General features: G+C 66.2%; 17 protein-coding genes and 1 pseudogene. 9 read left to right on the forward strand and 9 right to left on the reverse strand.

Features of this window, described 5'->3' with window-relative positions; translation table 11 throughout:
• Nucleotides 1–3: 3 nt before the first annotated feature.
• The 3 genes from BHS09_RS14125 to BHS09_RS14135 are packed head-to-tail and all read right to left on the reverse strand — an operon-like array spanning nt 4 to nt 1,355.
• Nucleotides 4–528 carry a DUF6484 domain-containing protein gene (locus BHS09_RS14125; protein WP_140798128.1) on the reverse strand — a complete coding sequence of 175 codons (525 nt, stop codon included), beginning with the start codon at nt 526–528 and terminating at the stop codon, nt 4–6.
• 42 nt (nt 529–570) lie between these two features.
• Nucleotides 571–1,161 (reverse strand): imm11 family protein, encoded by a 591-nt coding sequence (locus BHS09_RS14130; RefSeq protein ID WP_140798129.1) that lies wholly within the window; start codon nt 1,159–1,161, stop codon nt 571–573.
• Nucleotides 1,161–1,355, reverse strand: coding sequence for a hypothetical protein (locus tag BHS09_RS14135; RefSeq protein WP_140798130.1), 195 nt, complete (start codon nt 1,353–1,355; stop codon nt 1,161–1,163). Before BHS09_RS14135 ends, BHS09_RS14130 begins: the two co-directional genes overlap by 1 nt.
• Before the next feature lie 111 nt (nt 1,356–1,466).
• Between BHS09_RS14135 and tnpA the strand changes: the two genes are divergently transcribed.
• Genes tnpA through tnpC form a run of 3 tightly spaced genes read left to right on the forward strand, consistent with a single transcriptional unit; the run spans nt 1,467 to nt 3,718 of the window.
• Nucleotides 1,467–1,781, forward strand: a complete 315-nt coding sequence (tnpA, locus tag BHS09_RS14140) for an IS66 family insertion sequence element accessory protein TnpA (RefSeq protein ID WP_140787622.1) — start codon at nt 1,467–1,469, stop codon at nt 1,779–1,781.
• Nucleotides 1,782–1,785: 4 nt separating this feature from the next.
• Complete coding sequence (gene tnpB, locus BHS09_RS14145; protein ID WP_140797277.1) at nt 1,786–2,151, forward strand: IS66 family insertion sequence element accessory protein TnpB; 366 nt, start codon at nt 1,786–1,788, stop codon at nt 2,149–2,151.
• 46 nt (nt 2,152–2,197) lie between these two features.
• The gene (tnpC, locus tag BHS09_RS14150) at nt 2,198–3,718 is read left to right on the forward strand and encodes an IS66 family transposase (protein WP_140798131.1); all 1,521 of its coding nucleotides are present in this window, start codon (nt 2,198–2,200) and stop codon (nt 3,716–3,718) included.
• A 109-nt stretch (nt 3,719–3,827) separates the two neighbouring features.
• On the opposite strand, the pseudogene BHS09_RS40270 reads toward tnpC, so the two are convergent.
• Nucleotides 3,828–4,178, reverse strand: a pseudogene (locus BHS09_RS40270) (AHH domain-containing protein); the annotation flags it as partial.
• Between the two features lie 197 nt (nt 4,179–4,375).
• Here BHS09_RS40270 and BHS09_RS14160 point away from each other — a divergent pair.
• Nucleotides 4,376–5,524 (forward strand): hypothetical protein, encoded by a 1,149-nt coding sequence (locus BHS09_RS14160; RefSeq protein WP_140798133.1) that lies wholly within the window; start codon nt 4,376–4,378, stop codon nt 5,522–5,524.
• Nucleotides 5,521–6,417, forward strand: a complete 897-nt coding sequence (locus BHS09_RS14165) for a hypothetical protein (RefSeq protein WP_140798134.1) — start codon at nt 5,521–5,523, stop codon at nt 6,415–6,417. The genes BHS09_RS14160 and BHS09_RS14165 overlap by 4 nt, the downstream gene beginning before the upstream one ends.
• 330 nt (nt 6,418–6,747) lie before the next feature.
• Here the strand turns inward: BHS09_RS14165 and BHS09_RS14170 are convergent, their stop codons facing one another.
• The 5 genes from BHS09_RS14170 to BHS09_RS14190 form a co-directional block, all read right to left on the reverse strand.
• Entirely contained in the window at nt 6,748–7,119 is a 372-nt protein-coding gene (locus tag BHS09_RS14170) for a hypothetical protein (protein ID WP_140790465.1), read from the reverse strand.
• An 8-nt stretch (nt 7,120–7,127) separates the two neighbouring features.
• Complete coding sequence (locus tag BHS09_RS14175) at nt 7,128–7,451, reverse strand: DUF4150 domain-containing protein (protein WP_228559531.1); 324 nt, start codon at nt 7,449–7,451, stop codon at nt 7,128–7,130.
• A 943-nt stretch (nt 7,452–8,394) separates the two neighbouring features.
• Nucleotides 8,395–9,576, reverse strand: coding sequence for an iron-containing alcohol dehydrogenase (locus BHS09_RS14180; protein ID WP_140798135.1), 1,182 nt, complete (start codon nt 9,574–9,576; stop codon nt 8,395–8,397).
• Entirely contained in the window at nt 9,570–9,887 is a 318-nt protein-coding gene (locus tag BHS09_RS14185) for an antibiotic biosynthesis monooxygenase (protein ID WP_140790471.1), read from the reverse strand. The genes BHS09_RS14180 and BHS09_RS14185 overlap by 7 nt, the downstream gene beginning before the upstream one ends.
• Before the next feature lie 87 nt (nt 9,888–9,974).
• Nucleotides 9,975–11,273 carry a heparin lyase I family protein gene (locus BHS09_RS14190; protein ID WP_140790474.1) on the reverse strand — a complete coding sequence of 433 codons (1,299 nt, stop codon included), beginning with the start codon at nt 11,271–11,273 and terminating at the stop codon, nt 9,975–9,977.
• A gap of 489 nt (nt 11,274–11,762) precedes the next feature.
• Here BHS09_RS14190 and BHS09_RS14195 point away from each other — a divergent pair, with 489 nt between their 5' ends.
• From BHS09_RS14195 to BHS09_RS14210, 4 genes are all read left to right on the forward strand, one after another.
• The gene (locus tag BHS09_RS14195; protein WP_237078295.1) at nt 11,763–14,033 is read left to right on the forward strand and encodes an AAA family ATPase; all 2,271 of its coding nucleotides are present in this window, start codon (nt 11,763–11,765) and stop codon (nt 14,031–14,033) included.
• A 94-nt stretch (nt 14,034–14,127) separates the two neighbouring features.
• The gene (locus tag BHS09_RS14200; RefSeq protein ID WP_140790477.1) at nt 14,128–15,273 is read left to right on the forward strand and encodes an LOG family protein; all 1,146 of its coding nucleotides are present in this window, start codon (nt 14,128–14,130) and stop codon (nt 15,271–15,273) included.
• A gap of 165 nt (nt 15,274–15,438) precedes the next feature.
• Nucleotides 15,439–16,122 (forward strand): HAD family hydrolase, encoded by a 684-nt coding sequence (locus BHS09_RS14205; RefSeq protein WP_140790478.1) that lies wholly within the window; start codon nt 15,439–15,441, stop codon nt 16,120–16,122.
• Nucleotides 16,113–16,907, forward strand: coding sequence for an STM4013/SEN3800 family hydrolase (locus BHS09_RS14210; protein WP_174258773.1), 795 nt, complete (start codon nt 16,113–16,115; stop codon nt 16,905–16,907). The genes BHS09_RS14205 and BHS09_RS14210 overlap by 10 nt, the downstream gene beginning before the upstream one ends.
• Nucleotides 16,908–16,917 lie beyond the last annotated feature (10 nt).

A 16,917-nucleotide genomic window follows, 5' to 3' on the forward strand; every position in this document is an offset into this window, starting at 1 on the left:
CACCTAGTTGACCTTCACCGAGGCGCCCTTGATGCGATTGGTGCCTGTGGCGTGGGTTTCGACCTGGACGCCCCGGATGACGACCTTCCCATTGCGCCGCAGCGTGATGGTGGCTTCGCCACACCGGAGCACGACCTCCTCTTTCCCCTCCAGGACGACTCGCCGGCCATCCACATGGGCATCCAAGGCGGATTCGGAGTCGGCTGCTCCCGAAAGCAATGCCTCGACCAAGGGCGCGGTGGACGCCGGTTGAAGCAACCCGATGAGCACCGGCCGCGACAGGTCATCCTGCTCGAAGAGCAGGACCGCCCCTGGCCTTCGCGCGGTGGCGTCCGCCAGGACCTTGGGGCTCATTGGGATGATGGTGCGCGCGCAAAGGGGACCCGCCGTATTTCCCTCGAAGTCCACCTGTGGATTGCCCGCTCCATCCACTCCCACGAGCCAGCCGACCCGTGGCCCCCGGGAGTCGACACGCGGCTCTTCCGCATCTCCTACGAACGGAACCGTTTCTCCATCCTTTGCGTGCATCGGCTTTTCTCCTGCCTTGGGGACTTGCCTCGCGACCGCTTGTCAGACGCCCGCGTAGCCTTCGGCGGGTTTGAACTGAAACCCTCGCATGCCTGACTTCTGGAGCACTTCCTTCACTGACTCGTGGACGATGAGGACGGACGGCTTCCCGAAGAGCCTGAACAGCTTCGCCCCCTGGATTTTCTGGGGGGCCAAATGCAGTTCCTTCAATTCGAAGATGGTGTTCTTGCCCAGGGGCTCCGCTGGGAAGCCGGCCATGGGCGTGAAGACCGACGCTTGCCGGTCCATGCAGTCAATCAGGCCGACGACGTTGGCCGCCTGATGGCCGGACGTCTTCTTGCCTGACGACTCGTCGATGAGCGTCAGCGGGTAGTAATCGACGTTGTCGATTCCGGCTGATGCCAGGGCCTCGCGGAAGCGAGGGGAAAAGACCAGGGTGGCGGGAGACGCGCTCATGTAGTCCACCATGTCCCCTTCGGCGCCCACGCGTTTTCGCGCGGTCAGGGGAGGCAGGGGCCCCAGCTTGGCGCCGCTCATGAACGACACCTTCTTCTTTTCGAATCCCGGAATGGGATCCAGGTACAGGCTCGCTGCGTTGTCTTCGGCGGGCCCATAGCGAATGACGTGGTACATCAGACTCTCTTCGAGGCTTTGCGTTGCGTGTTCTTGAGGATCTGCTGTCGCTGCTGCTCCATATAACGTTGCCGCCGATCCTCCAGGGTGCGAACCGCGCTGGTATAGACCGACAGCGAGTTCAAGTGCAGCCCCCAGAACTCCACGCCACTGGCTTGTTGCCGGATGCCTAGGATTTGAGTCTGGACGAACACCGAAGCTTGCTTCAACTGCTCTGCAAGGGCGAGCTGTAATGCGTATCCGTCCGGCCAAGGACGTGCTGAGAGGCGTTGAGTGAGGAGTCGGCGCCGAGGACCCTGGTGGGAATGTCAAAGCCGGTGGAGAAGCAGGAGTGGTTCCGGGTCGCCGAAGCCTTCGAGGCGAGCGGACTGACGCAAAAAGCGTTCTCCTCGCAGCGAGGCGTGCGGCTCAGCACGTTGCAGTCGTGGGTGTACCGGCGCCGACGCCAGCACGGCAGTCAGGCAGAGGTAGTGCGCCTGCTGCCGGTGGAGGTCGCGACGAGGCCCACGGCGACGGAGTCGATGCTGGAGGTGGTAACGGCGAGCGGAGCGCGGGTGCGCTTCGAGGAGGGCACCGACGTCGACTACGTGGCCCGGCTCGTCGCCGCGCTGGGGCGGTGAGGCAGTGTTTGCCCTTCCAGCCTCGGTGCGCGTGGTGCTGGCGACAGAGCCGGTGGACATGCGTAAGTCGATTGACGGCCTGATGGCACTGGTGCGCAGCGCATGGGGCGAGGACGTCTACTCGGGGCACCTCTTCGCCTTCGTCTCGCGCATGGGCGACAGAGTCAAGGTGCTGACGTGGAGTCGAGGCGGCTTCGTGCTGCTGTACAAGCGGCTGGAGACGGGCCGCTTCCGCCTACCACCGGTGGACGCGGGCGCGCAGGTGGTGCACCTGGACGCCACGCAGTTGGCGATGCTGCTGGACGGCATTGACGTGGCGCAGGTGAGGCGCCAGCCTGCCTGGACGCCTCCCGGGCGCACGGGCACCTGACGCGCCGGGCCCGGGACGCAGCGTGGCGGAGGCATGTTGAAGCTGGGTGCCTCGAGAGCTCCCTCAAGACCACTTCTGCCCCTGGCGCGAGGAGGCGGAGGAACTCAAGGCCGAGGTGAGCCGTATCGGCGGGGAGGTGGACGCACTCAAGGGGCAGTTGGCGGCCCTGCAGCGTCACGTCTTCGGCCGCAGGGCGGAGAAGTTGCCGACAGTGGCTGCCGAGCTGCGAGGGGACGCGGACTCGACGGCGGCCCGGGCCGAGGCCGCGAAGCAGAAGCGCCGGGAGAGAGCCTCCCGGAAGGCGGAGGAGGCACCCGCACGGGAGATTCGCCACGCGGTGCCAACCGAGGCGCGCCACTGCCCTGCGTGTGGCGGCGAGGACATGAAGCCACTGGGCAAGGGCCGCGCTTCGGTGCTGTACGAGTACGTGCCGGCGCGCTTCGAGAAGCAAGTGCACGTGCAGGAAGTGCTGGCGTGCGCGTGCGGCCGGGGCGTCGTCACCGCCCCGCCTCCGGCCAGAGTAGTGGACAGGGGCGAGTACGGCCCGGGCTTCATCGCGCATGTGGTGACGTCGAAGTGTGCCGACGCCATGCCGCTGCACCGGCTGGCCCAACGTGTTGAGCGCAGTGGCGTCCCCATGAGTCGCAGCACGCTGACGGACCTCTTCCACCAAGCCGCCTCGGTGCTGCTGCCGCTGTCGCAGCACCTGCTGCAATGCATTGCAGCCGCGGACGTGGTGTGGGCGGACGAGACGCCTCTGCGCGTGCTGGACGTGAAGAAGACGCGGCTGGGTTACCTCTGGACTTTCCTCACCCAGAACGAAGCCGGTGAGTGGCTCATTGGTTACCGCTTCAGCATGGGCCGGGCGAGCAGGACGCCCAAGGAAGTCCTGGGAGGTACCTCGGGTGCGCTCGTGGTGGACGCATACACCGGCTACAACGCGGTGACGCTGCCCCAGGGCCGGGTGCGCGTCGGCTGCTGGGCGCATTGCCGCCGCCGATTCTTCGACGCGCTGGCCACCGCGCCCGAAGCGCGCCATGCCATGGACCTCATCCTCGAACTCTACCGAGTGGAGGCCCAGGCGAGAGGCGCGGACGTGGTGCGCACCGCCGCCCACCGCGCTCTGCGCCAATTGCACAGCGCCCCCGTCCTCGCGCGACTGCACGTCTGGCTTGAAGAACAGACGCCGCGGCCCCCACCCAAGAGTCCGCTGGGCCAGGCCATTTCCTACGCCCTCAAGCAGTGGGCGGCCCTCACGCGCTTCGTCGAGAATGAGCGCCTACCCCTGGACAACAACCGCGCGGAGGCGGCGCTGAGAAAGGCCGCCCTGGGGAGGAAGAATTTTCTCTTCGTCGGCCACGAGGCCGCGGGGGAGAACCTGGCCGGTCTCTACGCGCTGGTGGCCACCTGTGAGGCCAACCAAGTCAATCCCGAGGCATACCTCGCGGACGTCCTGCTGCGCGTTCAGACGCACCCCAACTCCCGCATCGACGAACTGCTGCCCCACGAGTGGAAGCGACGGCGTATCGCCGACCCGCCCAACTCACCTCTCCAGCTCTGCATCTGAACAACTCGCTCGTCGCGGCGCCCGCCGAACACGCTCCTCGTCCGCCTGCAACCTCTCGCGCCACATCACTGGCCGGACGGTTACGTAATGCGACATCTTCCTTGCCCTGGCAGACCTCCGCGTACGCGTTCTCGATGTCATCCAAGAGATCTGCGATGGGGGAGGTGTATGCGCCAGGATGGCTGCCGTTGTGCTGCTGCAGGAGGTGGAGCGCGACGTCCGCCTCGTCTTTGGGCAGGAGCATCCCGTTGGAAATACCGTTGATGTCCCATCCTGCGAGGACGGCGTTGTCCTTCAAGGTCGAGGTGCTGTCCAACTGCTCAACGGGTGTGGATCTGGCACTGAGCAGCGAGCGAGCTGACAGGCAAGGGGACCACCGGAGGCCTGATGGTCGGCAGCATGCGAGGCCACTGGTGGGTTGTGCCACTGGAGGACATCCAACGATGCCAAAGGTGACCATCGAAGTGCCGGAAGGATTCGAGGACAGCGTCAAGGCGCTGGAGGAGACGCTGAAGCGCGCCCACCGAGGGGTGGAGGGAGCGAGCAGAGGGGACCTGGCCGCGTTCGACGCCGCATGGCAGGAGTTGAATGCCGGAGCGGAACAAACGGAGCGGTTGATTCGACTGGGGAGCCTATGGTTCAGTTACCGCAGAAGCTGTGCTGGAAGATGGCACGGTTCTGACGGCTCGATTCAGAGACACTGGCGACAATCCAATGCGTATTCCCAAACGGGAAAGCACGTCATATATCGCGGACTCTTGGAAACTGGCGGCAGGGGTGGCGGACCTTCCTGACTCTTCAGATGAAGAGACCTTGAGCGGGGGCGCTGGTGATGGACATTCCGGCGATGGATTGACTCTCTATGAGGAGTATCGTGGCTTTGTTGCGAACGGGCAATGGGGGACCACGGATCCAGCCAAGGTTGAATTCCATGTTTACAATGGACTTCACCCCTACCCATCAATACTCACTCAAGTGACCGCAGGAATCCAGACATTCAAGAACGCGACTGGGCTCAATGTCCATTCCAACTACAGAGAGGCTGATTTTGAACAGGCATCAGACCCCTCTGATATCGACCCTTCCAAGCGCGTCATCAACTTCAATGCATTACACGAAGGTGGACGGCATCGCGTTGATCAGCACATCATCATGCTCATTCCGTCAATCAACCCATTGTCCGTCGTATCACAGGCACACCGTGGCCCCAGTAGCCCCGTCAACATTCCCATGATTGAGATCGGGCAGATGACCGACCCTGGGGACATCGCAGGCACCGTTGCGCATGAGCTCGCACATAGCGCCAACGTCCCTCATCACGGGGAAAATGGCCACGATTTCGTCACCTGGATACCTCAACTCACTGACTATCTTGAAATCTCCACCGCAACTCCTGCGCCAGGAGTTCCTATTACTCTGCGAATGGAGGCGGACGGGAGTCTAGCTCCAATCCTGGCAAATCCATTGCAAATGCTACTACTCTCGATCGAAGTCACAGATCCAACGAAGGGTAGTCGATTCGGAGGAGACGAGAATTGCCTAATACGATATTGCGGAGCAAACGCAGTGAAATGGAACAGCAAGCCGTCTGCGGAGCGATTTCTCATTCTTCCAAGAGAAACGCCGGGAACGCAGTTGTGTTCAGATGGCCTCGGCAAGACTTTCAATGCAACCGTGAGACCTGACTACTCCCCTCCAGAGAGCCGACCTTCGCGCCACGGACATGCCGCGCCCAATCGCGGCAACTGCATACACCGGGTCTGCATCAATGATGCTCACGCACACATTCCCCAGAACGCCCCATGATCCAAAACATCACAAAAACTGCCTTGTTTCTCATGTTGCTTGGACTTCATGGCGGACGTGCTCAGGCATCCATGCCAGGAGAACCGCAAGGAACACGCTCGCCTGAGACCAATCCAGAGCTTATTATCGAATTCAACACTGCACACCTTCGAAAGGGATGGCCGCTCGTCTTGTCGATCGGCTTGTTTCAGCCGCGAGCAGTCACGACAGAAGAACAAGTGCGTTCCGCAGGAGCTTTCGTCATTAATCCCCCTCGCGAGGGATGGGAAGAGCACCTGTCCATTGAAATTCTCTTTCGACAGAACCGGAAAAACGAACAGACGCACCTCCCACTTCAGAAAATAAGTATCCGCCCGCGCCAATTGACTTTGTCTTCCGATAAATCCAGCTTGCTCTTGCGCTACGTCTTGCCGCCAGAGGAAACGGCAAAACTGGCCACCGGCAAGTACTTTGTCAATGCCAAGCTGGACACAACGCGCGTCGCGACTGGTGGATGGACAGGGACTCTTAACACATCCCAGGTGCTTTCCGTGGAAGAGCCGTCTTTAGACCAACCTGCAAACGAAGGCTGTCCTCGTGCACTGGCGAACTCCGACTACTTCGACGCGATAGGGAATCCTGAAAAGGCCCTCACGGTCCTGAATGAGTATTTACCAGCGGCTCAACCAGGAACGGCAGCAACGTGCTTGAATCGGCGGGCCATGCTTGCCGAAGCGTCAGGGGATCTGAAGTTGGCACGGGAGTACTATTGCAAGGCTTCTGCAGATTCTTGGGTGAACCTTCTCGCGATGGAGAAGTCGAGAAAGAAGGGGGAGCAGGCGCCGTTCTATGCTCGTTCCATTTTCAGTACAAATTGTGAGCGTCTGACCGATGTGACTGGCAAGACGCAGTAGACTTCAGTCGATGTAGAGAAGCGCGAAGTGACGTGCCCGCGCCCTGCGCGGGCACGTCGTGCGCAGATTTGGTGGGATCGAGCAGTTGCTGACGCGGAGCCGGTGCGACTTCGTGCGGTTGTATACAAGGATGGAGACTGGCCGCTTCCGGTGGATGACGGCGCTCAAAAGATACCCCGGATGCCACGCAGTTGGCGATGCCGCTGGACGGTATTGCTGGAGCCCAGGAGAGGGGCTAGGAGCGTGTCGGGGTAACGGGCAAGGAGCCGGATAATGGGCTCCTTGCAGCAGAGGTGGCGCTCCGCCCGTTTGGAACTGGCGGCGCCGCCACTACGCGGCGAGCTGCGCCCGATGGAGTTTCAGCTCAACAGGCAAGATGTGATGGGCCTCGACCCGATAGGGATGGGTCTCCGCCTTGAGCGTGATGGTGCCATCCTTGCGCTGGTCCAGGTACATCTTGCGAACGTTGGTCTCGCCATGACCTCCCTTGGCCCATGGCTCCAGGTTCTTCCCGTGCAGGGTATCCCGTAGCTTTTGGCCCTGGCGCGACACGTTCCCCGTTCCCTTTGGGTTGTACTCCGAGTCGAGGTCCTTCTCGTGTCCCTCGCAGTTGGACCACTTGCACTTCTTCTTGTCCGGGGCCTTTTCCTCGTCGGCCTGCTTCGCGGCAATCCCGGTGGCACCATCGAACTGATTGGGCATGGTGAGCCTCAACCCATGATGTTCTTCTTGTTGTGGAAGAGGGGGTCACCCATGCGACACACGTTCTTGCCTTCGAACTTCACGTCGAAGGAATAGAGCATGAATTCCGCCTCGCCCTTGGTCGAGCCACTCACGACGCCCCCTGCGGAACCGGCTTCGTCGCCCGCGGTGAGGCTGTACTTCGCGCCCTTGACCATTGGCATTTTTCCCTCGACCACGACGGATTTGGGGCCCTTCGCCGTATCGCTGGACTTGCCAATGTTCGGGTAGGGAATGGGGACGGGCCCGGAGGGCGTTGGCGTCTTGCATACGTCGGGGAAGACCGTGTTCATGCCTCCGCTTCCCTGATGCACCACGCCTCGGAAATTGACGAAGACCGAACTTGCCATTGGCGCTGCCCCTATGACGGCATGGGTTCACTGCTCACGAGGGTGGCGGCGCGCGGAGCAGTTTCTGAAGAACACCAAGCAAGGCATGGTCCGGGCAAGTGGCCTCTCTTCAGTCCGAGCGCCGCGAGTCCAACGAGGACCGGGCCAGTCGCCGCCCCGAGGTCTCCGAAGCAATCCGCGGGGTGCTCCATGCGCAGTTCCGGGTGCAGGACCTCTCGGTTGCGGATGAAGGCCACGCCCCATTCTTTTGCCCCGAAGCTCTCGCCGTTCAGGCTCGCGAACACGGTTCGAACCGGAAGGCCAGAGGCCCCCTCGACCGCGGCGCGGACTGCATCTGCCAGTCCATCGCCCAGGTATGGCTTTTCGCTATACCGATGTCCCTGTTCCTCTCCCAGGCCCGGAGATGACACATAGGCAATGGCCGTGGAGTTCGGGAGGGTTCTCTGCGAGGACAGCAAGAGAAACCCAGCGCCTTCGCCTGGCACGAAGCCATCCAAAACCTCCTCCGCATGAACCCGTCCCTCCTGGTCCAGCATACCGAGCACTCCGGCGTCCACATGGCTGTCGATGCCTCCAACCAGGACCGCGCGCGCCGTACGGGTCTGCAGCAAGGTGAGGGCGGGTGTCTGTGTGTGCAGGGTGTATGTTTTGTATTGGATGCTAATGTTTTGCTCTGCGGGACGGCGCCATCGGGCGCATGATGGTCATTCCTCCTGCGAGTCGGCAGAAAAGGTGAGCGTCTCGTGGACGGCCCGTGGTCTTACGGTGCCACGGGCCCCCGTCGTGCGTGGCACGACACGAGGCCTCATGAGGATGTTCGCACGGAGGTGCCGGATGGTGCCGAGCGAGCTGCACGGCACCATCGGCCGAAGTGTCTTCCGTCTGCTTAGAGCGACCGGCTGGCGATTTCCGCCAGCTCCGCGTCGGTCAGCACCAGGGGGTTGGCCTTCATGCTGCTGGCCCCCTTGGCCTTCGTCACCAGCGCGGGCACCTGGGCCTCCGTCAGCCCGTAGCGGCCCAGTCCCGGCACGCCCAGCGCCGCGCGCAGTTCGTCTACCCACGCGACGGCGTCCTCGGCCCGGGCATCGGCCCTTCCCGTCAGCAGCACCGCCAGCTCCTGCACCCGGGGCAGTGACGGATGCGTTGGCGCACGGGCCCGCAGCGCGCGCAGGTTGACGTCCAGCACCGCGGGCAGCAGTGCCGCGCACACCGCGCCGTGGGGCGCGTCGAACATGCCACCCACGGGCGCGGCGAAGCCGTGCACCGCGCCCAGGCCGGCATTGGCCAGACACAGGCCGCCGAAGAGACTGGCCAGGGCCAGGTCCTCGCGCGCGGGCGCATCCGCGCCGTCCAGCACCGCGCGCCGCAGCGAGCGGGCCGACCTTCGCAGTCCCTCGCGCGCCAGCGCGTCCGTCAGTGGGTTGGCGCGCGCGGAGAGGAAGGGCTCGATGAGCTGCGACAGCGCATCCATGCCACTGGACGCCAGCACCGCGGCGGGAGCCCCAGAGAGCAGGTCCGGGTCCACCAGCGCCACGCGCGGCAACATGTGCGGACTGCGCAGGCTGGCCTTCACCTTCGCGTCCTTCGAGCCAAGCACCGCGTTGCGCGTCACCTCGGAGCCGGTGCCGGCCGTGGTGGGGATGGCCATGAAGGGCAGGGACGGGCGGGTGAGCGGCTGGCCCCGGCCAATGACTTCCAGGTAGTCCAGCGGGTCGCCCCCATTGGCGGCGAGCGCGGCAATGGCCTTGCCCGCGTCCAGCGCGCTGCCTCCGCCCAGGGCCACCACCGCGTCACAGCCCGCTTCCGCGATGCGCGCGGTGCCTTCGCGGGCTCGCTCCACCGTGGGCTCGCCGTCCACGGAAAAGACAGTCACCCCCAGTCCCAGACGCTCCAACGCGTCCTGGAGGGGCCGTGCGCGTGTGGGATTGGCGCCGGTGACGAGCAGCACCCGGGAGCCCCCGAGGCCGCGAATGGCCTCTGGCGCTTCGGCCAGGCGGCCCGGGCCGAAGAGGACGCGGGTGGCGGTGGCGAACTCGAACGAGGAAGAGGCGCTCACGTCCGTCACCACCCGGCGTCGTCGGGGAAGCGGTTGGCGAACTTCCGACTGGTGCGGGGCTCCGCCATCATCGGCGCCACGGTGTCGCGCCAGGTGAGGTAGTGCGCCGTCTCCTTGTGCGCGGCGGGGGCCTGGGGCGTCCGGTACGCCTCTACCAGCACGAAGCGCGTGGGGTCCTCGGCGTCCTGCATGACGTCGAAGCGGGCAATGCCAGGCTCCTTCACGCTTTCGCGCGCATTGGCGAGCGTGGCCTGGTGGAAGGCGTCCACGTGCTCCGGCTTGACGTGGACCTGGACGTGAACGACGAGGAGGCTGTGGGACATGCCCCGGAAACTACTCCGGGCCGGGGCCGCGTGGGGATGCGGCCTCCGGCCCGGGAGGGGGCAGGGGTGTTGGCTGCCCGTCAGTGGCTACGGGGCCTTGAGGACCGTCGTCGGGCTGATGACGTCTTCCAGCTTGCGGGCCATGGTCCACCCGTCGTGGTAGACGATGCCCACGGGGCTGACGGTGTCATTCCGGTACAGGCCGACCTTCAGGTAGTTGAGCTGGCCCTTGTACTGGGTGGCGATGAAGCGCTTGGGCATCACGACCTTGCCGTTGAGGTACAGCTCCACGAAGCCCACCTTCGAGTCCGGCGACCACTTCACGTGGAAGATGAAGTCCAGCCAACGGCCGCGAACCAGCGGCGTGCGCCAGACGATGGTGCCCGGGTTGCCGCCGATGTTGAGGCGAATCTCCTCGCCGTAGACGTAGAACTCCACCGGCGGCGAACCCGAGTTGCCCTCGTGGTGCCACTGGGTGAAGAGCTGCCACGTCTTCGCGCTGGGAAAGCTCGAGTCGAACATGGTGCTGAAGCGGTAGTAGTACTCGGAGCCCGTGGCCTCGCGCGTCATGCGCACCAGCTCGTTGCGGTTGCCGCTCGCGTTGATGGGGTCGTCGCCCTTGCGAACGGTGGCCTTGAGGGCGTAGCGGCCCTGCCGCGCGGGCGAGCTCACCAGCGCCAACCGGTCCGCGCTCACCATCTGCGTGCTGCTCCACTGCGAGCGGCTGTTGGTCTCGAAGTCACCGACCCACACCACGCTGGCGCCGTTGCCCGGCTGGGGCTGCTCCGGGTCGGGGTTCGGCTCCGGGGTGGGGTCGGTGGGCGGCACCGTCGACGACGTGGACGAGCAGGCACGCGCCTCGGCGATGCTGGCCCACTCATTCAGGTTGTTGCCCTGGAACGTGACGCGGACGCGCCGCGTATTGATGGTGGAGAAGCTGTACGTCTCCGCGGCGGTCGTCTTGCCGCTGCTCTTGCCCGAATAGACCTGTGTATAGGTATATCCATCCGGTGAGACTGAGACGGAGAAATCATTCGCGCGGGTGTTGCCCTCATGCCACGCGACGGAGACGCCGGAAACCTTTTGGATGGAGCCCAAATCGTAGTCAATCCAGGAGCCCTTGCCGAGGCGGCTCCACCGGGTGCCCAGATTGGAATCCATGGTATTGGCCGGAACGTTTCCGTCATGGCCGTTGGAAATCACTGACCGGGCCGTCAGCTGGGTGCAGCCCGTCGTGGTCAGCGCCGCGGCACTGACCGCCTGGCTGTCGAGGGCATCGAATTCAATGGGGGACGCGTCGGATTCAGGGGAGACATCTTCCGGGGCGCCACAGCCCGTGCCGCTCATACCGAGCAGCGTTCCAACCAGCAGGAGGGTCTTCTTCATGGGGGCTCTCTGGGAACTAAAGACAGACGAAGGGTGAGTCCGCGCCGTGGGGGACGGGCGGGGTGCTTGGCTTTGCTAGGTGGGCTTCTCCAAGGTCACGGCGAGTGATTGCCGTGTCGAACGCTCAACGAGCATCCGCCAAAAGTATTTCGTATTCAACACGCGATTTCGCGCCTGCTTGCTCTCCAGGCGCCGGCCGGGGCGTACCTTGTTGCTGTTTCATCTGGCGTGATTGGAATTGTTTGTCATTGCGCGATGCGGGCAGTGGAAACGCGCTGGGCGTGAGGCTTTCGATGCACTGCGGGCCTGGGTGGGCGCCGGAGTGCACTGCGACGCGAGTCGGGGGTGTGCGGTGGGGAGCGAACAGTCCCACACCCCTGGCGGCCGGAGGCGCGAGGTGCGTGCCGGCGCTACAACACCCCGGGTCGTACTGGCGACGCGAAGGACCGGCGCTCGACTCACACAGCGTCATCCTTCAGGGAGGTGGCCATGAACCCGGCTTCGGGCTCGTGCGTTGCGTGTGGGGCGCGTTTCCTGGGAGGCGTACTGGCGTGTCCGCGGAGCGCGGCGGGGGTGCCCCGGGACGCGCCGGTCCGCCGATGGGCGCCAGGGTTGTGCCACCCGCCGCTGGTGGGCCGCGTCGCCGTGCTGAAGCGGCTGATGGGGCTGGCGGAGGACGTGCGGCGCGGGTTGGGACGGGCGGTGTGGTTGATGGGTGAAGCGGGGATGGGCAAGACGCGCGTCAAGGACGCCTTCGTGGAGCGCCTGGCCTCGGATGGCTTCGAAATCTGGGAAGGCAGTGGCCTGGCGTTGCCGGGCGCACCCGCGGGCATCTTCCGGGAGCTGCTGGACGCCACGCGGGCGCTCAGCCCTCCCGCCGGGACGGGCCGCGTGTCCAGCGCGGACGCGGAGCGAATCCAGCGCTTCCTGGAAGGCCGCGAGCGCCAGGGCATTCCGGCGAGCCTCGCCTCCGAGCGCACCGCCCTCTTCGACTCCCTGTGCCACGCGCTGATGCCCCACCGCCGTCCGCGCCTGCTGGTGCTGGAGGACTGGCAGCATGGGGACGCGCTCAGCCATGCGCTGGTGGAGGAGCTGGTGTCGCGGCTGTCGCACACGCCGTTGCTGTTGCTGGCGCTCCAACGCCCCAGCGGCACGGCGCCAGCGCCTCTCTCGGCGGAAGTCCTGACGGTGGGGCGGCTGGGGCCCGCCGAGTCCGCGGCGCTGCTGGAGGGCCGGTTGCGGAACCGGGGGACACTGACGCCCGCGGCCCGGGAGGCGCTGCTGCGCGGCAGTGCCGGACACCCGCTGCACCTGCTGCACGCGGTGACCCTGCACGAGGAGCAGCCGGAGCGGGAGGTGCCACTCACGGGCGAGGCGGCACATGCGGCGCGGCAGGCCTTGCTGCCCCCGGCACAGCGGGACGTGCTGCGGGCGGCGTCGGTGCTGGGCCCGTCGTTTCCCCGGGCGGTGCTGGTGGCGTTGGCGGGTGGGGTGGGGCCGCTGGCGCTGCTGGAGACGGGGGGCTGGCTGTGCTCCGTCGCGGGAGGCCGGTACACGTGGGCGGTGGAGCCCGCCCCGGGCGTAGATGAGCTGCCGGAGGCGGAGTTGCCCGCGGCACACCGGCGGGCCGCGGAAGCCTATGAGGCCCTTCCGGAGCCGCTGCGTCAACGCGCCAGTATGGAGTTGACGCGGCAATGGCTGTCAGCGGAGGAGTCCTCCCGGGCACTGCCTTGTCTGGTATCACTGGCGGGCTGGAACCTGGCGGCATTGGAGCCGGGGCCCGCCATGGCTGTGTATCGCTTCGCGTTGGGACTGGCGAACGCGCTCAAACCAGACGCAGCGCTGGAGTGGCGGCGGAGGCTCTGGGAATACATGGGCGACGCGCACCGGCTGGCGGGCGAGCCCGCGGAAGCGGACGCCGCGTGGCACACTGCGCGGACGCTGGATGATGAGGGATTGGCATCTCCCTCGGGGGACCGGGCCCGGCGTCTGTTCAAGCGGGCGTCGGTGGTGCTCGCGCTCGGCAGGTACGAGGAGGTGCTGGGGCTCGACAGGGAGGGGCGCCGGGACTGTCTGTCCGCGGCGCCGCTGATGTCCGTGTCGCTGGATGCGCTGTCCGCGCTGGCGCTGTCCGCGCTGGGCCGGTTCGAGGAGGCGCGCGCGAGGATTGTCCTGGCCCGTGAGCAGTTACAGGAGGCAGCCCAGGAAGACGGCCCCGCGCGGGCGGGTGTGGAGGCGCTGCTCCACCGGGCCCTGGGCGGCGTGCAGCTCGGGCTGGGATTCCCGGAGGCCGCGGCGTCCGAGTACGCCCAGGTCCTGCGCTGGAGCGAGCGCGCGGGGGACACGTGGGAACACTCCACCGCGTTGCTGAACCTGGGCGACGCGTATTCGCGGGCGGGAGACAGGGAGCGCGCGGCGCACTTCTTCCAGCTCGCGCTGGAGCTGGATTCACGCACGGGAGACCGCCGGGGCATGGCCTACACGCACCATGGACTGGCACTGCTGCACACGCGCGCGGGCGCACCTGAGCTGGCGAAGGAAGACGCGCTGAGAGGGCTTCAGCTGGCGTCCATGCTGGAGGACCGGCGCCTCCAGTCGTTGCTCCGGTGCGTGCTGGGGCGGGCCCAGTTGCAACTGGGCGAGCTGGAGGAGGCTGGACGTCAGCTCCAGCTCGCGGCGAGAGATGCCTCCGCCGCGGGAGCCCGCTTGGAGCTGCTTCAGGCGGAGGCGTGCCTGCGGGTGTTGGAGGCGCGGCGCTGAGTGTCCGGGGCCGGTGGGCCCGCGTGGAAGCGCTTGGGGCACGAGATGCACTCCTCGCTACCCACAGGGCCGCGAGGCATGAAATTGTTCATGCGTGATTGAAATCGAGACCATCGAGGCATTCGAGCGGCACCTCGCGGCGGGCGTCGGGTTCGCCAACGTCATCATCCAAGGGCTGGACCTGCGGCGGTACACCCAGGAGCTGGCCTCCGCCGAGCTCGTGGGCGCCGTCTTCCTGGGCTGTGAGCTGGAGAAGGATGCGCTGAAGGCCACCGTGGAGCACGGGGCCATGGTGTTCCCGCCCATCTCCGGCGTGCCCTATCAGCCCTACCGTGGCGCGCTGTATACGCCGGAGGAGCTGTACGCGGGCTTCGACCCGGCTCAGCCGGAGTCCTACGCGGACACACCGGATGCGCGCATCTATGCGCACTGGGCGGCGAACGGGCGCGGCAGTCCTCCCACGCTGCTGGAGACGCTGGCGCAGCGGCTCCACGACCACTCGGTCACGGAGGCCATGCAAGGATTGCTGTACCGGTCCGGGAGCGTGCGCAAGGTGGTGGCCATCATGGGCGGCCACTCCATGAAGCGCGGCCAGCCGGACTATCGCGCGGTGGCTTCCCTGGCGCGCGAGCTGGCGCGCCGTGGCTTCTTCATGGTCAGCGGCGGTGGTCCAGGCGCCATGGAGGCCACGCACGTGGGCGCGTGGTTCGCGCGGCGTACGGAGGCGGAGCTGGACGCGGGACTGGCCATGCTCGCGCAGGCGCCCAGCTACACCGACCGCGAGTGGCTCTCGCGCGCCTTCGACGTGCGCCGGGCCTTTCCCCTGGGCGAGGACGACCAGCCGTACTGCGCCAGCCTGGGCATCCCCACGTGGCACTACGGGCACGAACCGCCCAACCCCTTCGCCACGCACATCGCGAAGTACTTCGCCAACAGCGTGCGGGAAGACGGTCTGCTGACCATCGCCAAGGGCGGCATCGTCTACTCACCCGGCAGCGCGGGCACCATCCAGGAGGTGTTCCAGGACGCGTGCCAGAACCACTACAACTCGCTGGGCGTCATCAGCCCCATGATCTTCCTGGGCACCGAGTTCTGGACGCGCACCCGGCCCGTGTACCCGCTGCTGCACCAACTGGCGCAGGGCTACGACTATGCGCGCTACCTCATGCTCACGGATTCGCAGGAGGAGGTCGTCCGGGCGCTGGAGGCGTATGACCGCGAGGCGCACCCGTCTCCCTGAACGCCCGCTGTTTCGCCGGGAATCTCCGAGTCTCCCGCCTTCCAACGGGCAGGCATGAGGGCAGGGGCCCGGCGAATCCGACAGGATGCGCTCGCCCCACTGCGTTGTCGCTGTTCGACGCAGCCGGGGCGGCGTATCCTCGTAGCCTCGGGAAGGAGTGCTCGGATGCGGCCCCGGGCCGTCTTCTTCGACTTGGATGACACGCTGATTGACCGCGCGGGCGCCTTCACGCGCTACGTGGACACGCTCGTCTCCCGTTACTTGTCGTTGCTCCCCGAGGCTCGGCGTGCCGAAGCCGTGGTCTGGATGCACGAGGTGGATGGGCGTGGCGGCGCGTCCCGGAGCGCGTTCTGTCAGCAGGTGACGAAGGCGTACCCATGCCTGGGCCTCACGCCAGACGCGCTCTGGGAGGACATGGCGTCGCGCCTGCCTCTGCTCGTCCAGGAGGACGCGGGCGTCTGTGATTGGGTGGCCTCCGTGGCCCGTTGCCGGCCGGTGGCGGTGGTGTCCAATGGCTCGGCGCGGGTGCAGCGCACGAAGCTGGCCCGCGCGGGGCTCGCGGAGGTGCTGCCGGATGTCTTCCTCTCCGGCGAGGTAGGCGCTTCGAAGCCGGATGCCCGCATCTTCGAGGCCGCGCTGGCCCACGTCGGACGTTCGCCGGAAGAGGTGCTGCACGTGGGAGACGACCCGGAGCGGGACGTCGTGGGCGCCGCGCGGCTGGGAATGGCCACTTGCTGGGTGTCTCACGGCCGGCCGTGGCCCTCCGCGCTGCCGCCGCCCATGTTCACGGTGGAGTGCATCCCTTCGCGCCTCGACGACATCGCCGGAGTGCTCAAGCGATGGACATGAACGCGGTGGTCGGCACGCACGACCTGCTCTTCATCACCCTGGACACCCTGCGCTTCGACGTCGCCGAGGCGCTCGCGGCCCAGGGGCGCACGCCGAACCTCTCCGCGCTGCTGCCTGGAGGCCAGTGGGAGCAGCGGCACTCTCCCGCGAGCTTCACGTACGCTGCGCACCACGCCTTCTTCGCGGGCTTCCTGCCCACGCCCGCGACGCCGGGTCTACATCCCCGGTTGTTCTCGATGCGCTTCGAGGGCAGCGAGACGACGGCCTCGGACACCTGCGTGCTGGACGCGCCGGACCTCGTCACGGGGCTGGCGGGCCGCGGGTACCACACCGTCTGCATTGGCGGCGTGGGCTTCTTCAACAAGCGCAATCCGCTGGGCAACGTGCTCCCCGGGCTCTTCGCGGAGAGCCACTGGAGCTCCGAGTTGGGCGTGACGGACGCTCGGTCCACCGAGCACCAGGTGGCGCTGGCCGTCCAGCGGCTGGAGGCGCTGCCGCGTGAGCAGCGCGTCTTCCTCTTCATCAACGTGTCGGCGCTGCATCAGCCGAACCGGCATTATGTGCCCGGCGCCACCCAGGACTCGCGCGAGTCGCACGCCGCGGCATTGGCGTACGTGGACTCGCAGCTCCCGCCGTTGTTCGCCGCCCTGCGGCGCCGGGGGCCCGCCTTCTGCATCGTCTGCTCGGACCATGGCACCACCTACGGCGAGGACGGCTTCACCGGCCATCGCCTGGCCCACCCCGTGGTGTGGACGGTGCCCTACGCTGAATTCCTGCTACCTTGAGAAACCGCAC

Origin of the sequence: Myxococcus xanthus (assembly GCF_006402735.1) — a bacterium.
Taxonomy (GTDB): domain Bacteria; phylum Myxococcota; class Myxococcia; order Myxococcales; family Myxococcaceae; genus Myxococcus; species Myxococcus xanthus_A.